The sequence below is a fragment of the Streptomyces colwelliae genome (assembly GCF_048158785.1).
In the GTDB taxonomy this organism is placed as follows: Bacteria; Actinomycetota; Actinomycetes; order Streptomycetales; family Streptomycetaceae; genus Streptomyces.
The window spans coordinates 1-16,136 of the sequence record NZ_JBLTJC010000245.1 but is presented as its reverse complement, the minus strand read 5'-3'; the positions used below and the strand labels follow the sequence as shown (position 1 = coordinate 16,136).

13 protein-coding genes and 2 pseudogenes are annotated in these 16,136 nt (G+C 69.5%); 5 read left to right on the top strand and 10 right to left on the bottom strand.

Annotation, left to right across the window (positions count from 1 at the left end; genetic code table 11):
- Positions 1-126: pseudogene (locus tag ACNFOC_RS36530) on the top strand (aquaporin family protein); the annotation flags it as partial.
- Positions 127-260: 134 nt separating this feature from the next.
- Here the strand turns inward: ACNFOC_RS36530 and ACNFOC_RS36525 are convergent.
- The 7 genes and pseudogenes from ACNFOC_RS36525 to ACNFOC_RS36495 all read right to left on the bottom strand — a co-directional run.
- A pseudogene (locus ACNFOC_RS36525) lies at positions 261-1,118 on the bottom strand (ATP-binding cassette domain-containing protein); the annotation flags it as partial.
- Positions 1,115-2,968 carry a dipeptide/oligopeptide/nickel ABC transporter permease/ATP-binding protein gene (locus ACNFOC_RS36520; protein WP_416963323.1) on the bottom strand — a complete coding sequence of 618 codons (1,854 nt, stop codon included), beginning with the start codon at positions 2,966-2,968 and terminating at the stop codon, positions 1,115-1,117. The pseudogene ACNFOC_RS36525 and the gene ACNFOC_RS36520, both read right to left, overlap by 4 nt.
- Positions 2,965-3,906, bottom strand: a complete 942-nt coding sequence (locus ACNFOC_RS36515) for an ABC transporter permease (RefSeq protein WP_416963322.1) — start codon at positions 3,904-3,906, stop codon at positions 2,965-2,967. The genes ACNFOC_RS36520 and ACNFOC_RS36515 overlap by 4 nt, the downstream gene beginning before the upstream one ends.
- A 90-nt stretch (positions 3,907-3,996) precedes the next feature.
- Positions 3,997-5,526 (bottom strand): ABC transporter substrate-binding protein, encoded by a 1,530-nt coding sequence (locus ACNFOC_RS36510; protein ID WP_416963321.1) that lies wholly within the window; start codon positions 5,524-5,526, stop codon positions 3,997-3,999.
- A gap of 503 nt (positions 5,527-6,029) precedes the next feature.
- The gene (locus ACNFOC_RS36505) at positions 6,030-7,025 is read right to left on the bottom strand and encodes a LacI family DNA-binding transcriptional regulator (protein ID WP_416963320.1); all 996 of its coding nucleotides are present in this window, start codon (positions 7,023-7,025) and stop codon (positions 6,030-6,032) included.
- Positions 7,026-7,221: 196 nt separating this feature from the next.
- Complete coding sequence (locus ACNFOC_RS36500; protein WP_416963319.1) at positions 7,222-8,250, bottom strand: hypothetical protein; 1,029 nt, start codon at positions 8,248-8,250, stop codon at positions 7,222-7,224.
- A 181-nt stretch (positions 8,251-8,431) separates the two neighbouring features.
- Positions 8,432-8,914: a DUF6194 family protein gene (locus tag ACNFOC_RS36495; protein WP_416963324.1), complete on the bottom strand. Its 483-nt coding sequence runs from the start codon at positions 8,912-8,914 to the stop codon at positions 8,432-8,434.
- Between the two features lie 47 nt (positions 8,915-8,961).
- Between ACNFOC_RS36495 and ACNFOC_RS36490 the strand changes: the two genes are divergently transcribed.
- On the top strand, positions 8,962-9,738 hold the full coding sequence (locus tag ACNFOC_RS36490; RefSeq protein WP_416963318.1) for a MerR family transcriptional regulator: 777 nt from the start codon (positions 8,962-8,964) through the stop codon (positions 9,736-9,738).
- 237 nt (positions 9,739-9,975) lie between these two features.
- Complete coding sequence (locus ACNFOC_RS36485; RefSeq protein ID WP_416963317.1) at positions 9,976-10,923, top strand: chitinase; 948 nt, start codon at positions 9,976-9,978, stop codon at positions 10,921-10,923.
- Between the two features lie 47 nt (positions 10,924-10,970).
- On the opposite strand, the gene ACNFOC_RS36480 is transcribed toward ACNFOC_RS36485, so the two are convergent.
- The 3 genes from ACNFOC_RS36480 to ACNFOC_RS36470 form a co-directional block, all read right to left on the bottom strand.
- The gene (locus tag ACNFOC_RS36480) at positions 10,971-12,023 is read right to left on the bottom strand and encodes an Atu2307/SP_0267 family LLM class monooxygenase (RefSeq protein WP_416963316.1); all 1,053 of its coding nucleotides are present in this window, start codon (positions 12,021-12,023) and stop codon (positions 10,971-10,973) included.
- Between the two features lie 28 nt (positions 12,024-12,051).
- Positions 12,052-12,507 (bottom strand): MarR family winged helix-turn-helix transcriptional regulator, encoded by a 456-nt coding sequence (locus ACNFOC_RS36475; RefSeq protein WP_416963315.1) that lies wholly within the window; start codon positions 12,505-12,507, stop codon positions 12,052-12,054.
- Positions 12,508-12,578: 71 nt separating this feature from the next.
- Positions 12,579-13,676, bottom strand: coding sequence for a PP2C family protein-serine/threonine phosphatase (locus ACNFOC_RS36470; RefSeq protein WP_416963314.1), 1,098 nt, complete (start codon positions 13,674-13,676; stop codon positions 12,579-12,581).
- 296 nt (positions 13,677-13,972) lie between these two features.
- Between ACNFOC_RS36470 and ACNFOC_RS36465 the strand changes: the two genes are divergently transcribed.
- Both ACNFOC_RS36465 and ACNFOC_RS36460 read left to right on the top strand, forming a co-directional pair.
- Entirely contained in the window at positions 13,973-14,392 is a 420-nt protein-coding gene (locus tag ACNFOC_RS36465; protein WP_416963313.1) for an ATP-binding protein, read from the top strand.
- Positions 14,393-14,512: 120 nt separating this feature from the next.
- The coding region (locus ACNFOC_RS36460) for a primary-amine oxidase (protein ID WP_416963312.1) at positions 14,513-16,136 on the top strand (1,624 nt) is incomplete at its 3' end.

Below are 16,136 nucleotides of genomic sequence, written 5' to 3'. Positions count from 1 at the left end.
ATCGTCGGGGCCATCGCGGGCGCGATCCTGGCGGATGCGATGTTCGGCCGGCCGCTGGTGAAGTGGTCCACCCACGACCGCTCCGCCGGACACCTGCTCCTCGGCGAGGTCGTCGCGACGGCCGGGCCGGCCGGCGGACGATCCGGTGGCGGTCGCGGCGTCCTACCCGGAGCTCGGTCTCCCGACGTGGAAGCGACAGTGGCGGCGTTCGTGGCGGCGCCCGCGGAGGTGTCGGCGGAGATGTCGGTCGCCATGGCCTCCGCCAGCCGTCGCCGTTCGGCCCGGCGTTCCGCCTGCCGCTGCGGGTCAGGCACCGGCGCGGCGAGCAACAGGCGCTGGGTGTAGGGGTGTTGGGGTGCGGTGGTGACGGTCGCCGCGTCCCCCGTCTCGACGATCTCGCCACCGGACATGACCGCCACCCGGTGGCTGATGTGCCGGACCACGGACAGGTCGTGCGTGACGAAGAGATAGGCGACGCCGGTGCGTTCCTGGATCTCGACGAACAGGTCCAGTACGCGGGCCTGGGTCGACAGGTCCAGTGCGCTGACCGGTTCGTCGCAGACGATGACGCGCGGGTCCCGGGACAACGCCCGTGCGATGGCGATGCGTTGGCGCTGTCCGCCGGAGAACTCCCGCGGCTGCCGCTCCCCCGCGTCGGCGGGCAGCCGTACGTGGTCGAGGAGATCCCGCACCCGCTTCTCGGCCTCCGCCCGAGGGGTTCCCGCGACGCGCAGCGGTTCGCTGAGGATGTCGTTCACGGTCATCGCCGGGTTGAGTGAGGTGTACGGGTCCTGGAACACCACCTGGATGTCGCTGCTGAGCGCCCGGCGTTCCCTGGCGCCCAGGCCGGAGATGACCTTGCCGTCGTAGCGGACGGTGCCGGAGGTGACCGGGGCCAGTCCGAGGACGGCCCGGCCCAGCGTGGTCTTGCCCGATCCGGACTCGCCGACCAGCCCGAGGGTCTCACCCGCGCCGATGGTGATCGACACGCCCTTCAGCACGCGGAACGGCGGCCTGCGCCAGCCTTTCGACGGGTACTCCACGATCAAGTCCTCGACGACCAGCAGGGGTTCGGCCGGGAGTTCCTTGTTCGGTGTCCCGTTCATGGTCGCGGTCATGCCGGACCCTCCTGACGTCCGGTGTGCGTGATGCCTGCGGCGCTCGCCGACAGGGTGCGGCTCAGCGCGGCCCGCGGCTCGGCGTCCTCCAGCGTGGACGACAGGAGCATGCGGGTGTACGGGTGCTGCGGAACGGCGAACAGCCGCTCCACGGGCGCGGATTCCACGACGGTGCCGGTCTGCATCACCGTCACCCGGTCGCAGATGTCGGCCACCACGCCGAAGTCGTGGGTCACCAGGATCATGCCCATGTTCCGCTCGCGCTGGAGGGACCGCATCAGGTCGAGCACCTCGGCCTGCACGGTGACGTCGAGGGCCGTGGTCGGCTCGTCGGCGATCAGCAGGTCCGGTTCGCAGGACACGGCGCCGGCGATGAGGACGCGCTGCGCCATACCGCCGGAGATCTGGTGCGGATAGGAGCGGAAGACCCGTTCGGGGTCGGTGATGCCGACCCGTTCCAGCAGGCCGAGGCACTTCGCCCGCGCCTCGGCCGCCGACAGCCCGAGGTGTCGGCGTACCGGCTCGACCAGTTGGGCGCCGATGCGGAAGGAGGGGTCGAGGTTGGACATCGGTTCCTGCGGGACGTAGGCGATCCGGTGGCCGCGGTAACGGTTCATCGCGGCGCGGCCGAGCAGCCCCAGTTCCGTGCCGTCGAACAGCAGCCGGGCCGTGGTGACTTGGGCTTCCCGGGGCAGCAACCCGAGGACGGCGAAGGCGGTTTGGCTCTTGCCCGAGCCCGACTCCCCGACCAGTCCGAGGACTTCGCCCCGGCGCACCGTCAGGGAGACGCCATAGACGACGGTCGTCTCGCCCTGGGCCGTCGGATAGGAGACCGTCAGCCCTTCGAGGACGAGCAGGGCGTCGTCCGTGTCCCCCGCCTCCCCCGTCCCTCCCACCTCGGGCAGGACGGGCGGTGCCTTCTTGTCCGCGACCGGCTTGCGGGCCGTAGCGCCACGCGCCTTCTTCCGCCCGCCCGTCGCACTCCCGTCCAGCGCGTCCCGCAGGGCGTTGCCCAGCAGGCCGAACGCGGCGACGGTCACCGCGAGCGCCACTCCGGGCCAGACCATCAACTCCGGCTTGGTGTAGATGTTCCCGAAGGCGTCGTTCAGCATGGAGCCCCAGCTCGCCTGGGTCGCCGAGCCCAGGCCGAGGAATTCGAGCCCGGACTGGATGACGATGCCGAGGCCGAGCATCTGGGCGGCCTGGATGATGGTCGGCGCCTGCACGACGGGCAGGATGTGCCGGCGGATGATCCGGGAGTCCGTCAGGCCGGACACCCGTGCCGCGTCGACGTACAGCTCCTCGCGCACGGAGATCACCGAGGCGCGGATCAGCCGGAAGACGCCCGGCGACATCAGCACGCCGAAGACCGCCATGGCGAGGTACGTGTTCTGGCCCACCGCGGACATCACGACGAGCAGCACGATGATCGCCGGTACGGCCATCAGCAGGTTGGACACCCAACTGCTCACGGCGTCGAACCACTTGCGGTAGTAGCCGGCCACCAGACCGGCGGGAACGCCGATCACCACGGCGACGGCCACCGCGAGCAGCGCACCGAGCAGGCTGGTGCGGCCGCCGTAGAGCAGTCGGGCCAGGACGTCACGGCCGACGCCGTCGCCGCCCAGCGGGTGTTTGCCGCTGATGGGGGCGAGGCTGTCGGTCAGTGAGGTGTGGGCCGGGTCCTGGCTGGTGAGGAGCGGCGCGAACAGGCTGGCCAGGGAGATGAAGGCGAGGAGCACCAGGCAGGTCACGGCCACCGGATTGCGCAGCAGTCGGCGCAGGAGTCCGGCCCGGCCCTGCGCGGCGACAGCGGGGGCCACCGCTTCTTCGGACTGGGGAAGCGTCATCCCACACGCACCTTCGGGTTGAGCCAGCCGTATGCGAGGTCCATCAGGATGTTGACGACCACGACGAGGGCGACCATGACCACGACGACTCCCATGACCACCGGGGTGTCGCCCTGGGATCCGGCGGTGGTCGCCTGGCTGCCGATCCCGTTGAGGCCGAAGACCTTCTCGACGACCACCGCGCCGCCGACCAGGCCGATGAACTGGAGGGCCAGCACGGTCAGCGCGGCCGGGGCGGCGTTGCGCAGGGCGTGCCGGAACAGCAGGCTGCGCTCGCTGATGCCACGGCTGCGGAGGGTGCGTACGTAGTCGGCGCGCAGGACGTCGACCATGGAGCCGCGCACCTGTTGGGCGGTGGCGGCGATCGCTCCGACGGAGAGCGACAGCGCGGGGAGGGTGATCGACCGCAGCCAGCCACCCGCCGAGTCCGCCAGCGGCACATAGCCGGTCGCGGGCAGCCAGCCCAGGTCGACGCCGATCACGACGGCGAACACCAGGGCGACCAGGAAGCTGGGTACGGCGAACCCCAACACCGCGAGCAGTTGGACCACTTGGTCCAGGGCGCCCCGGCGGACCGCGGCGGCGACTCCCAGCACCGTGCTCAGGACGGCCGACACCAGGAGCGCCGCCAGCACGATCGACAGGGTGACCGGCAGTTTGTTCTCGAGTGAGCTCGTCACGGACTCGTCGCTGAACCACGAGCTGCCGAGGTTGCCGTGCACGGCGTCCGCGAGCCAGTGGCCGTAGCGGACCACGAAGGGCTCGTCGAGCCCGAGTTCGGCGGACTTGGCGGACACCTGCTGCTGGGTGGCGGTCTGCCCGACGATCTGGCGGACCGGGTCGGAGCCGGTGAGGCCCATCAGCGCGAAGGTCGTGGTCGCGATGACCAGGACCAGGACCAGCCCGGCGACGATGCGCCGGACCAAGAAAACGATCATCTGTCTCTCCACCTTGCCTCTCCCTGACCGGAGTTCATCGGCGGCCGGGCGAGGGCCGTGTCATCGCTCCCGCCCGGTCCGGCGTCCGGGTCAGCCAGCGGGCTTGAAGTTGTAGATCGGCGGGACGGCGGCGAACGTCTGCGGTGTGAAGGTGACGTTCTTGGTCGTGGCGTAGGTGTTCTCCACGGAGTCCCAGGGCGCGTTCCACGCCTGGTCGACGAGGTAGGTGTTGAGCTGCTTGAACAGCGCGTCCTGGGCGGCACCGGTCGCGGACTGTGCCTTGGTGATGAGGTCGGTGACCTTCGGGTCCGCGCTGTGCAGCGGGTTCCACAGCGCGCTCTTCCCCACCTCGATCTGGATGGTGTCCCAGGGGCGGAAGGAGGCCAACGTCATGTACGACAGCGGGTACTTGCCCGCGAGGAGGGCGCTGATGAACTGGGTGACCGGGATCTTGTCGACCTTGACCTTGATCCCGATGTCCTCCAACTGCTGCACCATGGCGGCCTGTTGGTCCGGGAAGACCGACGACACGTCCGGGACGGTGACCGAGAAGCCGTGCGGGTAGCCGGCCTCGGCCAGCAACTGCTTGGCCTTCGCGGGGTCGTAGGAGTACTTGGAGTCGAGCGAGCTGTCGAAGGCCGAGCCGGCCGGGTTGAAGATCTGGGTCGTCGCCTTGCCCAGCCCCTGCTTCGCCGTCTTGACGATCGTGGAGCGGTCGAATGCGTAGTTCAGGGCCTGGCGGACCCGGACGTCGCCGAGCGCCTTGACGATCTTTCCCTCGCGGTCCCAGATGTAGACGCCCTCGACGTCGCCGGAGGTGTACTTGGTGACGTTCAGCCCGCTGCTCTTGGCCGGCGCGACGTTCTTGGCGCTGGCCAGCAGGGCGCCGTTGACCTGTCCGGAGCGCAGCGCGTTGAGCACGGCGGTCGGATCGGTCAGCGGCTTGAGGACGATCTTGTCGAAGGGGAAGGCGGCCTTGTTCCAATAACCCTGGTTGCGTACGAAGGTGTACGTACTGCCCGCCGTAGTCGCGGACTTGTCCAGGGTGTACGGCCCCGATCCCACCGGGGTGGTCTTGATCGTGCCCGCGGTGATGGCCTTGGGGCTGGCCATCATCCCGGCCACGTTGCCGAGATTCGGCACCAACGACGGGTCGGGCGCCGAGAGCTTGACCGCGACCGTGGTGGCGTTGACGACGTCGACTCCGGTGATGCCCTTGAGCTGGCCCGCGGCCTCGCTGGTGCCCTTCTCGGTGTGCAGCAGGTTGGTCTTGACCGCCGTCGCGTCCAGGGCGGTGCCGTCGGTGAACTTCACGCCGGTGCGCAGGGTCATCGTGAGCACCGTGCGGGCCGCGTTGTACGACCACTTGGTCGCCAGGTTGGGCTCGACGTCGGCCGTCGGGGACAGCCGGAGCAACGAGTCGTATACGGGCTGGTAGTACTGCGCGTTGTTGCCGAGACCGGCGTCGGCCAGATCCCACGGTTGCGCCGCGACCAGGGGGGCCAGGGTGAGGGTGCCGCCGGTGGCCGCCTTGCCCGAACCGGAACCCGATCCCGAGCCGCACGCGGCCGCGGACAACATCAGGACAGCCGATACGGCGGTCAGCGCGATTCTTCGCATGGGTGCTCCGCTGGTGAGTGGAATGACCGGGCGGCATCGGACAGCGAGCCGCCCTGAAGGGCCTCGGAGGAAGTGGGACACCAGGTCCTGACGCGGCCTGGACCGTTCTTGGCGGTCAGCCGTTCCTGGCGGAAGGGGCTATATGTCCACCGTTTTTCGGTGGGTCCGAAATCAGCCACTGATACGTACAAGTGAAACGTATGCGTAACGTAGCCCCGCCCTTGGTGGACCACAAGGGCCGTGCAACAGCTTTTTGGGAAGCGGATGTTCGGACGAACCGCGACGGGCGGTGGCGTCATGGCGTGCGAGGAGCCGACGCCGTGCTGCGCGGGGAGCCGGCCCTCCCGGGAATCGGACGAAGACGTCCAGGTCAGACAGGTGTGGGGCAGATCGGATCGGATCGCGCCGGACGGGCTCGGCCCGGGTCAGGACCGGCCCGGCATACGTGCGGGATTTGCTCGGCATGCGTCGGACCGGCCTGGTTTACGGCGGACCGGGTTCCGTCACGCGGACTCGCGCACGACCAGCGTCAGCGGAGTCACCTGGGGCGTCGGCGGCTGGGACTGACCGGTCACGCCGTTGACGATCATGCGGGCGAGGCGGCCCACGGCGACATCGAGGTTGTTGTCGATCGTCGTCAGCGGCGGTACCGCGAACGGCGCCAGCTTGTCGTTGTCGACGCCGATCACGGCCAGGTCGCCGGGGGCGGCGAGGCCCACCCTGCGCATACCCGCGAGGAGGGCGAAGGCCGTCTCGTCGTTGTAGGCGCACACAGCCGTGACGGCGGGGACCGCCGAGTGCCACTGCTCGGCCGCCGCGGCGGCCGCCGAGATGTCGAGGGGCACCTCCAGCACGACGGGCGGCTCAAGACCCCGCTCCGCGCAGGCGGTACGGGCGCCGTCGAGCCGCAGGTCCAGGAAGTCCCGGAGGCGGGGATCCCCGGGAGCGGCGTAGCCGATGCGCGCATGGCCCGTCGCCGCCAGCCGCTCGACCTGCATCGCGCCGATCAGGGTCTGGGGAACGGTCAGGACACCGGGGGCGACCGCGGGGCCCATCCCGGCGCTGACCACGTGGATGCCGGCCGCGCGCATACTGGCCACGTCGTCGGCGCCGACGTCGAAGGCCGTCATCACGGCCGCCGGCATCAGCTCACGCCACAGCGACTTCAGCGGGGCGTGCCGCTCGCGTCGTGTCACGAGGTTCAGGCCGTGTCGCTCCAGTTCGTCACCGAGCAGTTCGACCAGGGCGGTCAGCGTGCCACCGACGGGAACGTCCGGAAGGAACAGCAGCACCAGGTCACTGCGGCCCAGGCGCAGCGCGCGGGCGGCGGCCGACGGTTCGTAGCCCAGCTTCGCCACCGCGTCGAGCACCTTGCGGCGGGTCCGGTCGGAGATCTTCTGGTGCGACACGTCGTTCAGCACATAGCTGACCGTGGTCTGCGAGACCCCCGCCTCCTTGGCGACGTCGGTCGCCGTCACGCGGCCGGTCCTGCGCGCCATGGAAGTCTCCTGTGGAGGGTCTTGGACAGTCCTGGTTGCGGGGTGTCCGACTGAGCAGCGAAGTCTACTGAATCGTAACAGTGAGCATGCTGGATGTCCGATACTCCGGACACCCCGAGCCGCGAAAATCCGGTACGCGCGACTCTCGGACCGCACGTCGTCGCGCGAGGCTGCCGCGCACCGGGCGGCGGCGTTCTCACTCGCTGTTGTCGATGCTCCAGGCCCAGAGCCTCCCCGTCGCAATGCGCTTGAGGAGAGTGTTGAAGTCGGCCTTGACGGCTTCCGGGGTCTTCTCCGGCGGGAACAGGGGTTTGATGGGCTGCCGATCCAGCGGCAGGTCCTGGGAGAGGCGGGCCTTGTAGGCGTTGTAGACCGCCGCGATGTCCTTGCGGATCGACTCGCCCTCGCCGTTGCCCAGGATCGGCATGCCGCGCATACGGTTGTCGTTCGTCGCGGCGATCGACGCCACATCCATGAGGAAGCAGTCGATCAGGTCGGTGACGTCCTGCTCCCGGGCGCCGTCCGCCTTGTTGTGCACGTCCCGCAGCAGCAGGTCCGCCATCTCCAGGGTGACGTCACGGTAGACGGTGTACCGCGGACTTCCCGGGATGACACCGAGCACGTGATCGGCCTGCTGGGCGGTGTCGGAGTTCATCGACGCGAATCCGGCGGGAACGTCCTTCGCTTCGAGACCCGGCACCGGGTAGGGCATGCCCCGGAAGTTCTCCTCCTCCCGGCTCATGTTGGGGGCGGCCCGCGCCATCGGGTGTATGCCGAACTCATGGCACAGCATGCCCACGATGTAGCCGATGTCGTAGTTCTCGAGGTAGTAGGAGGCCAGCGTGACGAAGACGCCCTCGGCCCCCTTGTCGACCACGTTCGCCGGCGTCTCCGTCGTCCGCTTCTCCAGCGTGATCCGACAAGTCCGGTCCGCCAGAAAGGACTTGATCCCCGTGTTGGAGGCCAGGAGTTCCAGAATCCGCGTGGCCTTCCCCTGCGATTCCGGGTACTTGAGGGACACGTTGGTGAACGAGATGTTCCCGTGCGCCAACTTGCTCCGCTGAACCACCGCCCGCTGCACGGCCGGAGCGGGCTCGGCCGCCCGCCCGGCCCAGGAGTGACCCCCCTCGCCGAGCATCCGCACGACTCCGGCATTGCCCGCCCTGCCCTGGAGCGCCAGCAACTCGTGCTGAGGCGTGACGGTGTTGACTGCGGGACTGCTCACCGAGGTGCGCCGTGCTGCGGCTTCCTTCGGGCGGACTTCGTCTCGGGCGTGCACGTGCTCACTTCCTGGCCTGGAATCGCGATCATCGCTGTCTAACCGCAGGCAGGACGCCCCCACCAGGCCCTCCAGGGCAACGATCTCCGCCGACGATCCACTCCAACTGCCCGTAGGGGCACGGAGGTCAACCGTTTCCGTCTGGCCTTCCGCGTTCTTCGCGCCGCGCGAACCTGGCCCGGGCGTCGTCATGGGCACCGCGCAACAACTCCCTCACCAACTCCCCTGTCCTCTCACCGGGGTTGACGACGCAGATCCAGCCGAGCGCTCCGTACACCGGGTGCGGCAACACGCGGTCGACGGCCGCGAAGTCATGGGTCCGGTCGAGGCTGCGCGGCTGCTCCTCCCCCGTGAGCTCGCGGAACGCCGTACGGCCGACGTGGATGTTCACGCGCCAACGCCCTTGCGGGTCAAGGTCGGACGCGGTGTCGTCGGGGTAGTTCTTGGTGACGACGGTCCCGTACGGCTGGACGTTGCGCGGCATGTGGCCGTCGGGGGCGTAGTAGAAGAACGCGTCGCCCCAGGCGAGTTCGGGAAAGTCGCCGCCCGGTTCCGGTACGACCACGAGCGCGCCGGTGAAGTCTCCTACGGTCGCGATGATCTGTTCCATACTCATGGTTCGAGGATGACCTTCAAGTGCTTATGTGGGGTTGGCCGATGGGTGAGCCGGTGGATGAGCCGGTGGGCGGTCCTCACCGGGCACCGCTCAGGACCGCCGATGTCGCGCGCGAGTCGGGATACTCGGTGCAGCAGGTGCGCGACCTGGAGCGGCTGGGCGTCATCCCTCCGGCGGCTCGGTCGAGCAACGGTTACCGTTCCTACGCCCCGCAGCACGTCCAGGCGCTGCGCGCCTATCGAGGACTCGCGGGTGCCGTCGGGCCCGTGGTCGCACGGCAGTTGCTCGCGGAACTGCGCACGGGGACGGTCACGGAGGCGGCGTCGGCGGTCAACGAGGTCCATGTACGGCTCGCACGCGAACGCGAGGAGGCCCTGCGCGCCCAGCAGGCGTTGTACGCGATCCGGGCCGAGGCGGACACACCGGAGTCGGAGCGGGACTCCGGGCAGGACAGCGACGCGATGACGATCACCGAACTCTCCAGAGCACTCGGCGTACGCCCGTCGACGCTGCGCTTCTGGGAACAGGAAGGACTCGTCACCCCCGAGCGGGTGACCTCCCTCCGGGCCCGCCGCTACGACCTCCCCGCCATCAGGACGGCCCGCATCGTCGCGGCTCTCCGCAGCACCGGTTACGGCATTCCCGCGGTGCGCGAGATCGTGGCGTCCCTGCGGCAACTCGACGGCGTGGAAGAGGCCCAGCGCGTCCTGCGGGAACGTCTTGACCAGATCGCGCTACGGGCCGTGGGGCTGCTCCGCGCGGGGACCGACCTGGCAGCCGTCGTCACGGCCGCAGGGCAGGAACCGGCGACCACCTGATCCGTTCCGGCACGGCCAGTTCACTGTAAAGAACCTTGACAGACGATTGGTCTAGTCCAAATATGGTCGCTGTTCGTCCCGGTCAGGGGCGGCTTCTCTCCTTTCAGCATGGGAGCGTCAATGAGACGACCTGGGCCTCTTCGCGCGTCGCTGTCCTGCGCGGCCGTAACCGCCTTGTCCACGGGGCTTGTTGCTCTCGGCGGGGGTGACGCGAGTGCGACGCATCGCGTACCGCCCATGCCGGACCATGTGGCGGCGCCGTACTTCGAGGCGTGGACCGGTGAGAGCCCGGCGGCGCTCGCCGCCGCGTCCGGCAACAAGTACCTCACAATGGCCTTCCTTCAGACGGAGGCGGCCGGTTCGTGCACGGCGTACTGGAACGGGCTGCCCGCCCAGCCGATCTCGAAGTCCACCTTCGGCAAGGACATCGCCACGATCCAGGCGCGCGGCGGCAACGTCATCCCGTCCTTCGGCGGTTACAGCGCCGACACCACCAACACCGAACTCGCCGACAGCTGCACCGATGTCGACGCCATCGCGAAGGTCTACGAGAGCCTGGTCACAACCTACGGCGTGAGCCGGATCGACCTCGACATCGAGGCCGACTCCATCAACAACACGGCCGGTGTCGACCGCCGCAACAAGGCGATCGCCAAGGTGCAGCGCTGGGCCGAACGCACCGGCCGCAGCGTGGAGTTCTCCTACACGCTGCCGACCACCACCACCGGTCTCGCCCCCAACGGCGTCGCCCTGCTTCAGAACGCGGTCGACAACGGCGCGCGCGTGGACGTCGTCAACATCATGACGTTCGACTACTACGACGGCGCCACCCACGACATGGCGGAGGACACCAAGACCGCCGCGACCGGCCTGCACGCCCAACTCGCCGCGCTCCACCCGAAGAAGAACCCGGCGAAGCTGTGGAAGACGATCGGCGTCACCGAGATGCCCGGCATCGACGACTTCGGCCCCGCGGAGACCTTCACCACGCAGAACGCGGTCACGGTGAAGAAGTGGGCCGTCGCCCGCGGCATCAACACGCTCTCCTTCTGGGCACTCCAGCGCGACAACGGCAGCTGTGTGGGCACCGGGGCTGCCAACGACTGCTCCGGAATCGCCCAGGACACCTGGTACTTCAGCCACACCTTCACGTCGTTCACGCGCGGCTTCGGCAACCACCACTAGCGGCTCGCAGGCCTGCGTGTCGCCGCCTCCCCCAGGGCGGCGTCGCGTCAGTCCGCCATCATTTCCCGCACCAGCGGCGCCACCTTCGTGCCGTACAGCTCGATGTTGGTCATGAGGGTGTCGTGGGGCATTCCGGTGATCCCGTACTTCAGGTTGAAGCGGGTCGCGTCGAGGGTCTTGAGGGTGCTCGTGATCTTGCGGGCCACGGTCTCGGGTGATCCGACGTGCAGGGCGCCGCCGGGGCCGACGTCCCGCATGAGGCTCTCGCGGGTCGGTGTGCGGAAGCCGCGTTCCCGCGCCACGCTGCGGATCAGTTCCTGGAAGGCCGGCACGAACTCCTCCACCGCCTGTTCGTCGGTGACGGCGACATGGCCGGGCGCGTGGACTCCGATCGGCCGCGCGGGGTGGCCGAACTCCGCCAGTGCCCGCCGGAACAGCTGGGAGAACGGGGCGAAGCGGGCTATGTCCCCGCCGATGATCGCCAACATGAGCGAAAAGCCGTACTGGGCGGTGCGGATGACCGACTGGGGGCTGCCGCCGACGCCGATCCAGGTGGGGATCGAGCCCGTCTCGGTGTGCGGGTAGACGGAGATGCCGTCGAGGGCGGCACGGGTGGTACCGGACCAGGTGACGGGCTTCTCTTTGAGCAGTTCGGCGAAGAGGGCGACCTTCTCCTCGAAGAGCTCCTCGTAGTCGTTCAGGTCGTAGCCGAAGAGCGGGAAGGACTCCGTGCTCGATCCTCTGCCGAGGATGACTTCGGCGCGGCCCGCGGAGACGGCGTCGAGGGTGGCGTAGCGCTGGAAGACGCGGACCGGGTCGTCCGAACTGATCACGGTCACGGCCGAGTTGAGGCGAATGTGCTCGGTGCGCGCGGCGATGGCCGCGAGGACGACGTCGGCGGCCGACAGCGGCATCGCCTCGGTGTGGTGCTCGCCGATGCCGAAGTGGTCGACGCCGACCTGGTCGGCGAGGACGCCTTCCTCGACGAGGCGGCGGATGGCCTGGCCGTGGGTCAGCGGCCTGCCCTCCGTGTCGTTCGTGACGTCACCGAACGTGTCCAGGCCGAGCGTGATGTCGAAGGGGGTGGTCGGGGTGGTCATCTCATGCTCCTTGGATCTGCTCGGCGAGTCAGGTGGCGATACGGCGCATCACGCCGAGGAGCCGGGTCAGGTCGGCGGCGTCGACGTGGTCGAGGACATGGCGCCGGACGCTGGACAGGTGGGCGGGCCATGCCTCCTGGAGGCGGGCGAGGCCCTGGTCGGTGAGGACGGCGTTCCAGCCGCGGGCGTCCTCGGCGCACCTCTCCCGTTCGACCAGTCCCTGGGTCTCCAGGCGGGTGACGACGCGGGTCATGCCGCTCAGCGAGAGATTGCAGACGGACGCCAACTCACTCATGCGCATACGCCGGTCCGTGGCCTCGGAGAGGTGCATGAGGGTCGTGTACTCGGACAGCGGCAGGCGCTGCTCGCGCATCATGTCGGCGTCGACGGCCCGGGGCAGCACGAGCATCACCCGCGCGAGTTCGCGCACCAGTTCTTCCTCGTGCGCACTCATGGGTCGCAGTGGCTGCTCGGGCGTGGCCATGCCACCAGTCTACTTGATTGACGAAGCAAGTAAGTGGGCCGAAGGGTGCGGCCGCCTCGGGCCTCCCGTGCTCACCGGACGGGTGGCTCGTCCCCCGTCGTGGTCGCATGGCCGTGGTAGCGCAGCAGGAGCATCGCGGCGTCGTCGTGGAGCGGTCCGGCCGTGTGCCGGACCAGGTCCTCGCGCAGGGAGTCCAGCGCGCTCTGCGCGTCGGGCTCCTTCAGCAGGTGCGCCCGTTCGCCCAGCGGATAGAAGGTGCCGTGGTCGTCGCGGGCCTCGGTGACGCCGTCGGTGTACAGCAGCAGTTGCTCGCCCGGTGCGAACCGCACGGAGAACGGCTTCGGGCTCTCGCTGCCCTGGGCGCCGCCCAGGCCGAGCGGCGGGGCGTAGGCGGGCGGCGCGGGGAAGTCGGCGGTGCCGTTGCGGCGTACGACCATCGGGGGCGGGTGGCCGTAGTTGAGGAAGAGCACCTCGTGGTCCGTGCCGATCTCGGCGAGGACGGCGGTGACGAACTTCTCGTCGGACAGCACCCGGGAGACGCTGCGTTCCAGGCGTTCGCCGAGGCCCACCAGGTCGGGTTCGTCGTGCGCGGCCTCGCGGAACGCGCCGAGCACCACGGCCGCCGTCTCGACCGCGGCGAGCCCCTTGCCCTGCACGTCCCCGACGATGACCCGCACGCCGTGCGGGGAGGCGACCACCTCGTAGAGGTCACCGCCGATACGGGCCTCCGCGACGGCCGAGGTGTACGACACCGCCGCCTGGAGGGGGCCCGCGGTCAGCGGCACGGGGCGGAGAAGCACTCGCTGCGCGACCTCGGCGATGGAGCGCACGCTGGCGAGTTCGGCCTCGCGGCGGCCGCGCGTCACGGCGGCGGCGATGCCCGCGCCGGTCACGCCGATCACCGACACCATCGCCAGGAAGCCCCGGCGTTCCTGGAACAGGCCGTCGTAGAGGCCGAGTCCGACGCAGAGGGCGAGCGCGGCCGCGCCGAACCACGCGGTACGGCGCCAGCCGCCGACCAGTCCGGCGAAGGCCGGTCCGAGGGAGGCCAGAGGCAGGAAGCCGAGTCCGGGGCCGGTGAGGATGTCCCCCACCGCGACCACCGCCATCACCGCGGCAGGGAGCCAGGTCAGCACGGAGAGACTGCGCTGCGCCTTCGCTGCGGCCATGGTCGACTCCAAGGGCGTCGCGGCTTTCGGGAGCCGCCTTCCGCAGGGGCCCCTCCCCCACCTTTGGACATCCCAAGGTTGCCAGGCAATCCCCTGGGCGCGCCCGGCGCTTTACCCAATTGAGTCCGAGAACGGACATTTCCTGATCGACGACAACCAAGTGGCGCCGCCTGGTTGCCGATCACGGACTCCGGGCAAGTGAAGTGTGTAGGACCGGCCGCGCAAGATCTGCGGCGGCCCCGGTGCGGTGGCGCCGCGGGGATACCGGGTTGTCCTAGGAGGGGAAGTGATTCGCCATGCGTACGCATCGGCGTACCCATAGGCGTTCCGTACGCGTGGAGTACCTGCTGCCCGACAAGGCCGCGTCGGCGGGTCAGGCACGGAAGTTGACCTCGGAGTTCCTCGCGCGCTCCCGCCATCAGCTGGCGCGGGTGGACGCGGAGCAGATCGACGACGCGACGCTCATCGTGTCCGAACTCGTCGCCAACGCGACCGAGCACGGCCGCGGCGAGTGCCGGCTGCGACTCCAGCTGTCCGACGAGCGGGTCACGGTCGAGGTCTACGACGACAGCCCGAACCCGCCCCGCGTACGGCCGTTGACGGCCGAGGGCGAGAGCGGACGCGGCCTGGCCATGGTCCGCTGCCTGGCCCACCGGCTCGACGTCACCCCGCTCACCGGGGGCGGCAAGCGGGTGCGCGCGATCCTGGCCATCTGACCCGGCGCGCCGACTCCGGCGGACTTAACAGCAAGGCAACGCGGGCGTACTGCCGAGCGAAACGTGGCCGCGCGATTTTTTGCTCTACAGACGTAGAGAAAAAAATCCCCGGAGGCCCGTATGGCTGCCGCTCGTCATCCCCTCGACCCGCTCGCCCCGGAAGAGATCACCGTCGCCCGCGAGCTGCTCGCGGCGGCCGGACTGGTCACGGAGACCACGCGCTTCGCCTATCTCGGGCTCCTGGACCCGCCCAAGAACACGCCTGCGCAAGGTGATCGCCGACTGCGGGTCCTGCTGCTCGACGTCTCCGGCGGCCCCTCCTGCGACGCGACGGTCTCGCTGACCGGCACGAGGGTCGACTCGCATCGGCTGATCGATGCCGCGACGGAGGGGCAACTCCCGGTCCTGGACGAGGAGTTCGCGCTCGTCGAGCAGATCCTCGCCAAGGACGGGCGCTGGCTCGACGCCCTCGCCGCCCGCGGCCTGGACGTCGACTCGGTGCGTGTCGCCCCGCTGTCCGCGGGCGTGTACGACGACGAGTACCCGCAGGAGCGGGGCCGCCGCATCCTGCGCGGGCTGGCCTTCGTACAGGAACACCCGAAGGACCACGCGTGGGCGCACCCCGTCGACGGCCTCGTCGCCTACGTGGACGTCCTCAACCGGACCGTGGACCAGGTCATCGACCTCGGCCCGGTACCGGTGCCGGCGGAGTCGGGGAACTTCGACGACCCGGCCGTCACCGGCCCGCCGCGCACCACCCTCAAGCCCATCGAGATCACCCAGCCCCAGGGCCCGAGTTTCACTCTCGAAGGCAATGCGCTGACCTGGGAGAACTGGTCCCTGCGCATCGGCTTCGACGCCCGTGAGGGCCTGATACTCCATCAACTCGCCTTCGCCGGGCGCCCGGTGATCCATCGCGCGTCGATCGCCGAGATGGTCGTCCCGTACGCCGACCCCTCCCCCGTCCGGTCCTGGCAGAACTACTTCGACACCGGCGAGTACCTCATCGGCCGCTGCGCCAACGCACTCCAGCTCGGCTGCGACTGCCTCGGCGACATCACCTACCTGGACGCCGTCGTCGCCGACGAGACCGGCGCACCCCAGACCCTCACCGACGCCGTCTGCCTGCACGAGGAGGACTACGGCATCCTCTGGAAGCACACCGACCTCTGGGCCGGCTCGGCCGAGACCCGGCGGCAGCGGCGCATGGTGCTCTCCTTCTTCACCACCGTCGGCAACTACGACTACGGCTTCTACTGGTACCTGTACCTCGACGGCACGATCGAGTTCGAGGCCAAGGCCACCGGTGTCGTCTTCACCTCCGCCCACCCCGGCGGCGACCATCCCTACGCCACCGAGATCGCTCCCGGTCTCGGCGCCCCCTACCACCAACACCTGTTCAGCGCACGGCTGGACATGGCGGTGGACGGACCCGTCAACCGCGTCGAGGAGGTCGAGACGGTCCGGGTGCCGATGGGCCCCGGCAACCTGCGCGGCAACGCCTTCGCCCTCAAGCGCACCCCGCTGACCCGGGAGAGCGAGGCACAGCGGATGGCCGACGCGGGCGTCGACCGCGTGTGGCACATCTCCAACCCCGAGTCGCTGAACCGGCTCGGGCGGCCGGTCGCCTACGCGCTGCACCCGGAGGGCAAGCCGGCACTGCTCGCCGATCCCGGGTCCTCGGTGGCGGCCCGCGCGGCCTTCGCCACCAAGCACCTCTGGGTCACCGCCCACGACCCGGCCG

Bases quoted from the DNA above. Each gene is read 5' to 3' on its own strand.
- ACNFOC_RS36520 (WP_416963323.1), bottom strand. From the start codon at position 2,968: ATGACGCTTCCCCAGTCCGAAGAAGCGGTGGCCCCCGCTGTCGCCGCG.
- ACNFOC_RS36515 (WP_416963322.1), bottom strand. From the start codon at position 3,906: ATGATCGTTTTCTTGGTCCGGCGCATCGTCGCCGGGCTGGTCCTGGTC.
- ACNFOC_RS36510 (WP_416963321.1), bottom strand. From the start codon at position 5,526: ATGCGAAGAATCGCGCTGACCGCCGTATCGGCTGTCCTGATGTTGTCC.
- ACNFOC_RS36505 (WP_416963320.1), bottom strand. From the start codon at position 7,025: ATGGCGCGCAGGACCGGCCGCGTGACGGCGACCGACGTCGCCAAGGAG.
- ACNFOC_RS36495 (WP_416963324.1), bottom strand. From the start codon at position 8,914: ATGGAACAGATCATCGCGACCGTAGGAGACTTCACCGGCGCGCTCGTG.
- ACNFOC_RS36490 (WP_416963318.1), top strand. From the start codon at position 8,962: ATGGGTGAGCCGGTGGATGAGCCGGTGGGCGGTCCTCACCGGGCACCG.
- ACNFOC_RS36485 (WP_416963317.1), top strand. From the start codon at position 9,976: ATGCCGGACCATGTGGCGGCGCCGTACTTCGAGGCGTGGACCGGTGAG.
- ACNFOC_RS36480 (WP_416963316.1), bottom strand. From the start codon at position 12,023: ATGACCACCCCGACCACCCCCTTCGACATCACGCTCGGCCTGGACACG.
- ACNFOC_RS36475 (WP_416963315.1), bottom strand. From the start codon at position 12,507: ATGGCCACGCCCGAGCAGCCACTGCGACCCATGAGTGCGCACGAGGAA.
- ACNFOC_RS36470 (WP_416963314.1), bottom strand. From the start codon at position 13,676: ATGGCCGCAGCGAAGGCGCAGCGCAGTCTCTCCGTGCTGACCTGGCTC.
- ACNFOC_RS36465 (WP_416963313.1), top strand. From the start codon at position 13,973: ATGCGTACGCATCGGCGTACCCATAGGCGTTCCGTACGCGTGGAGTAC.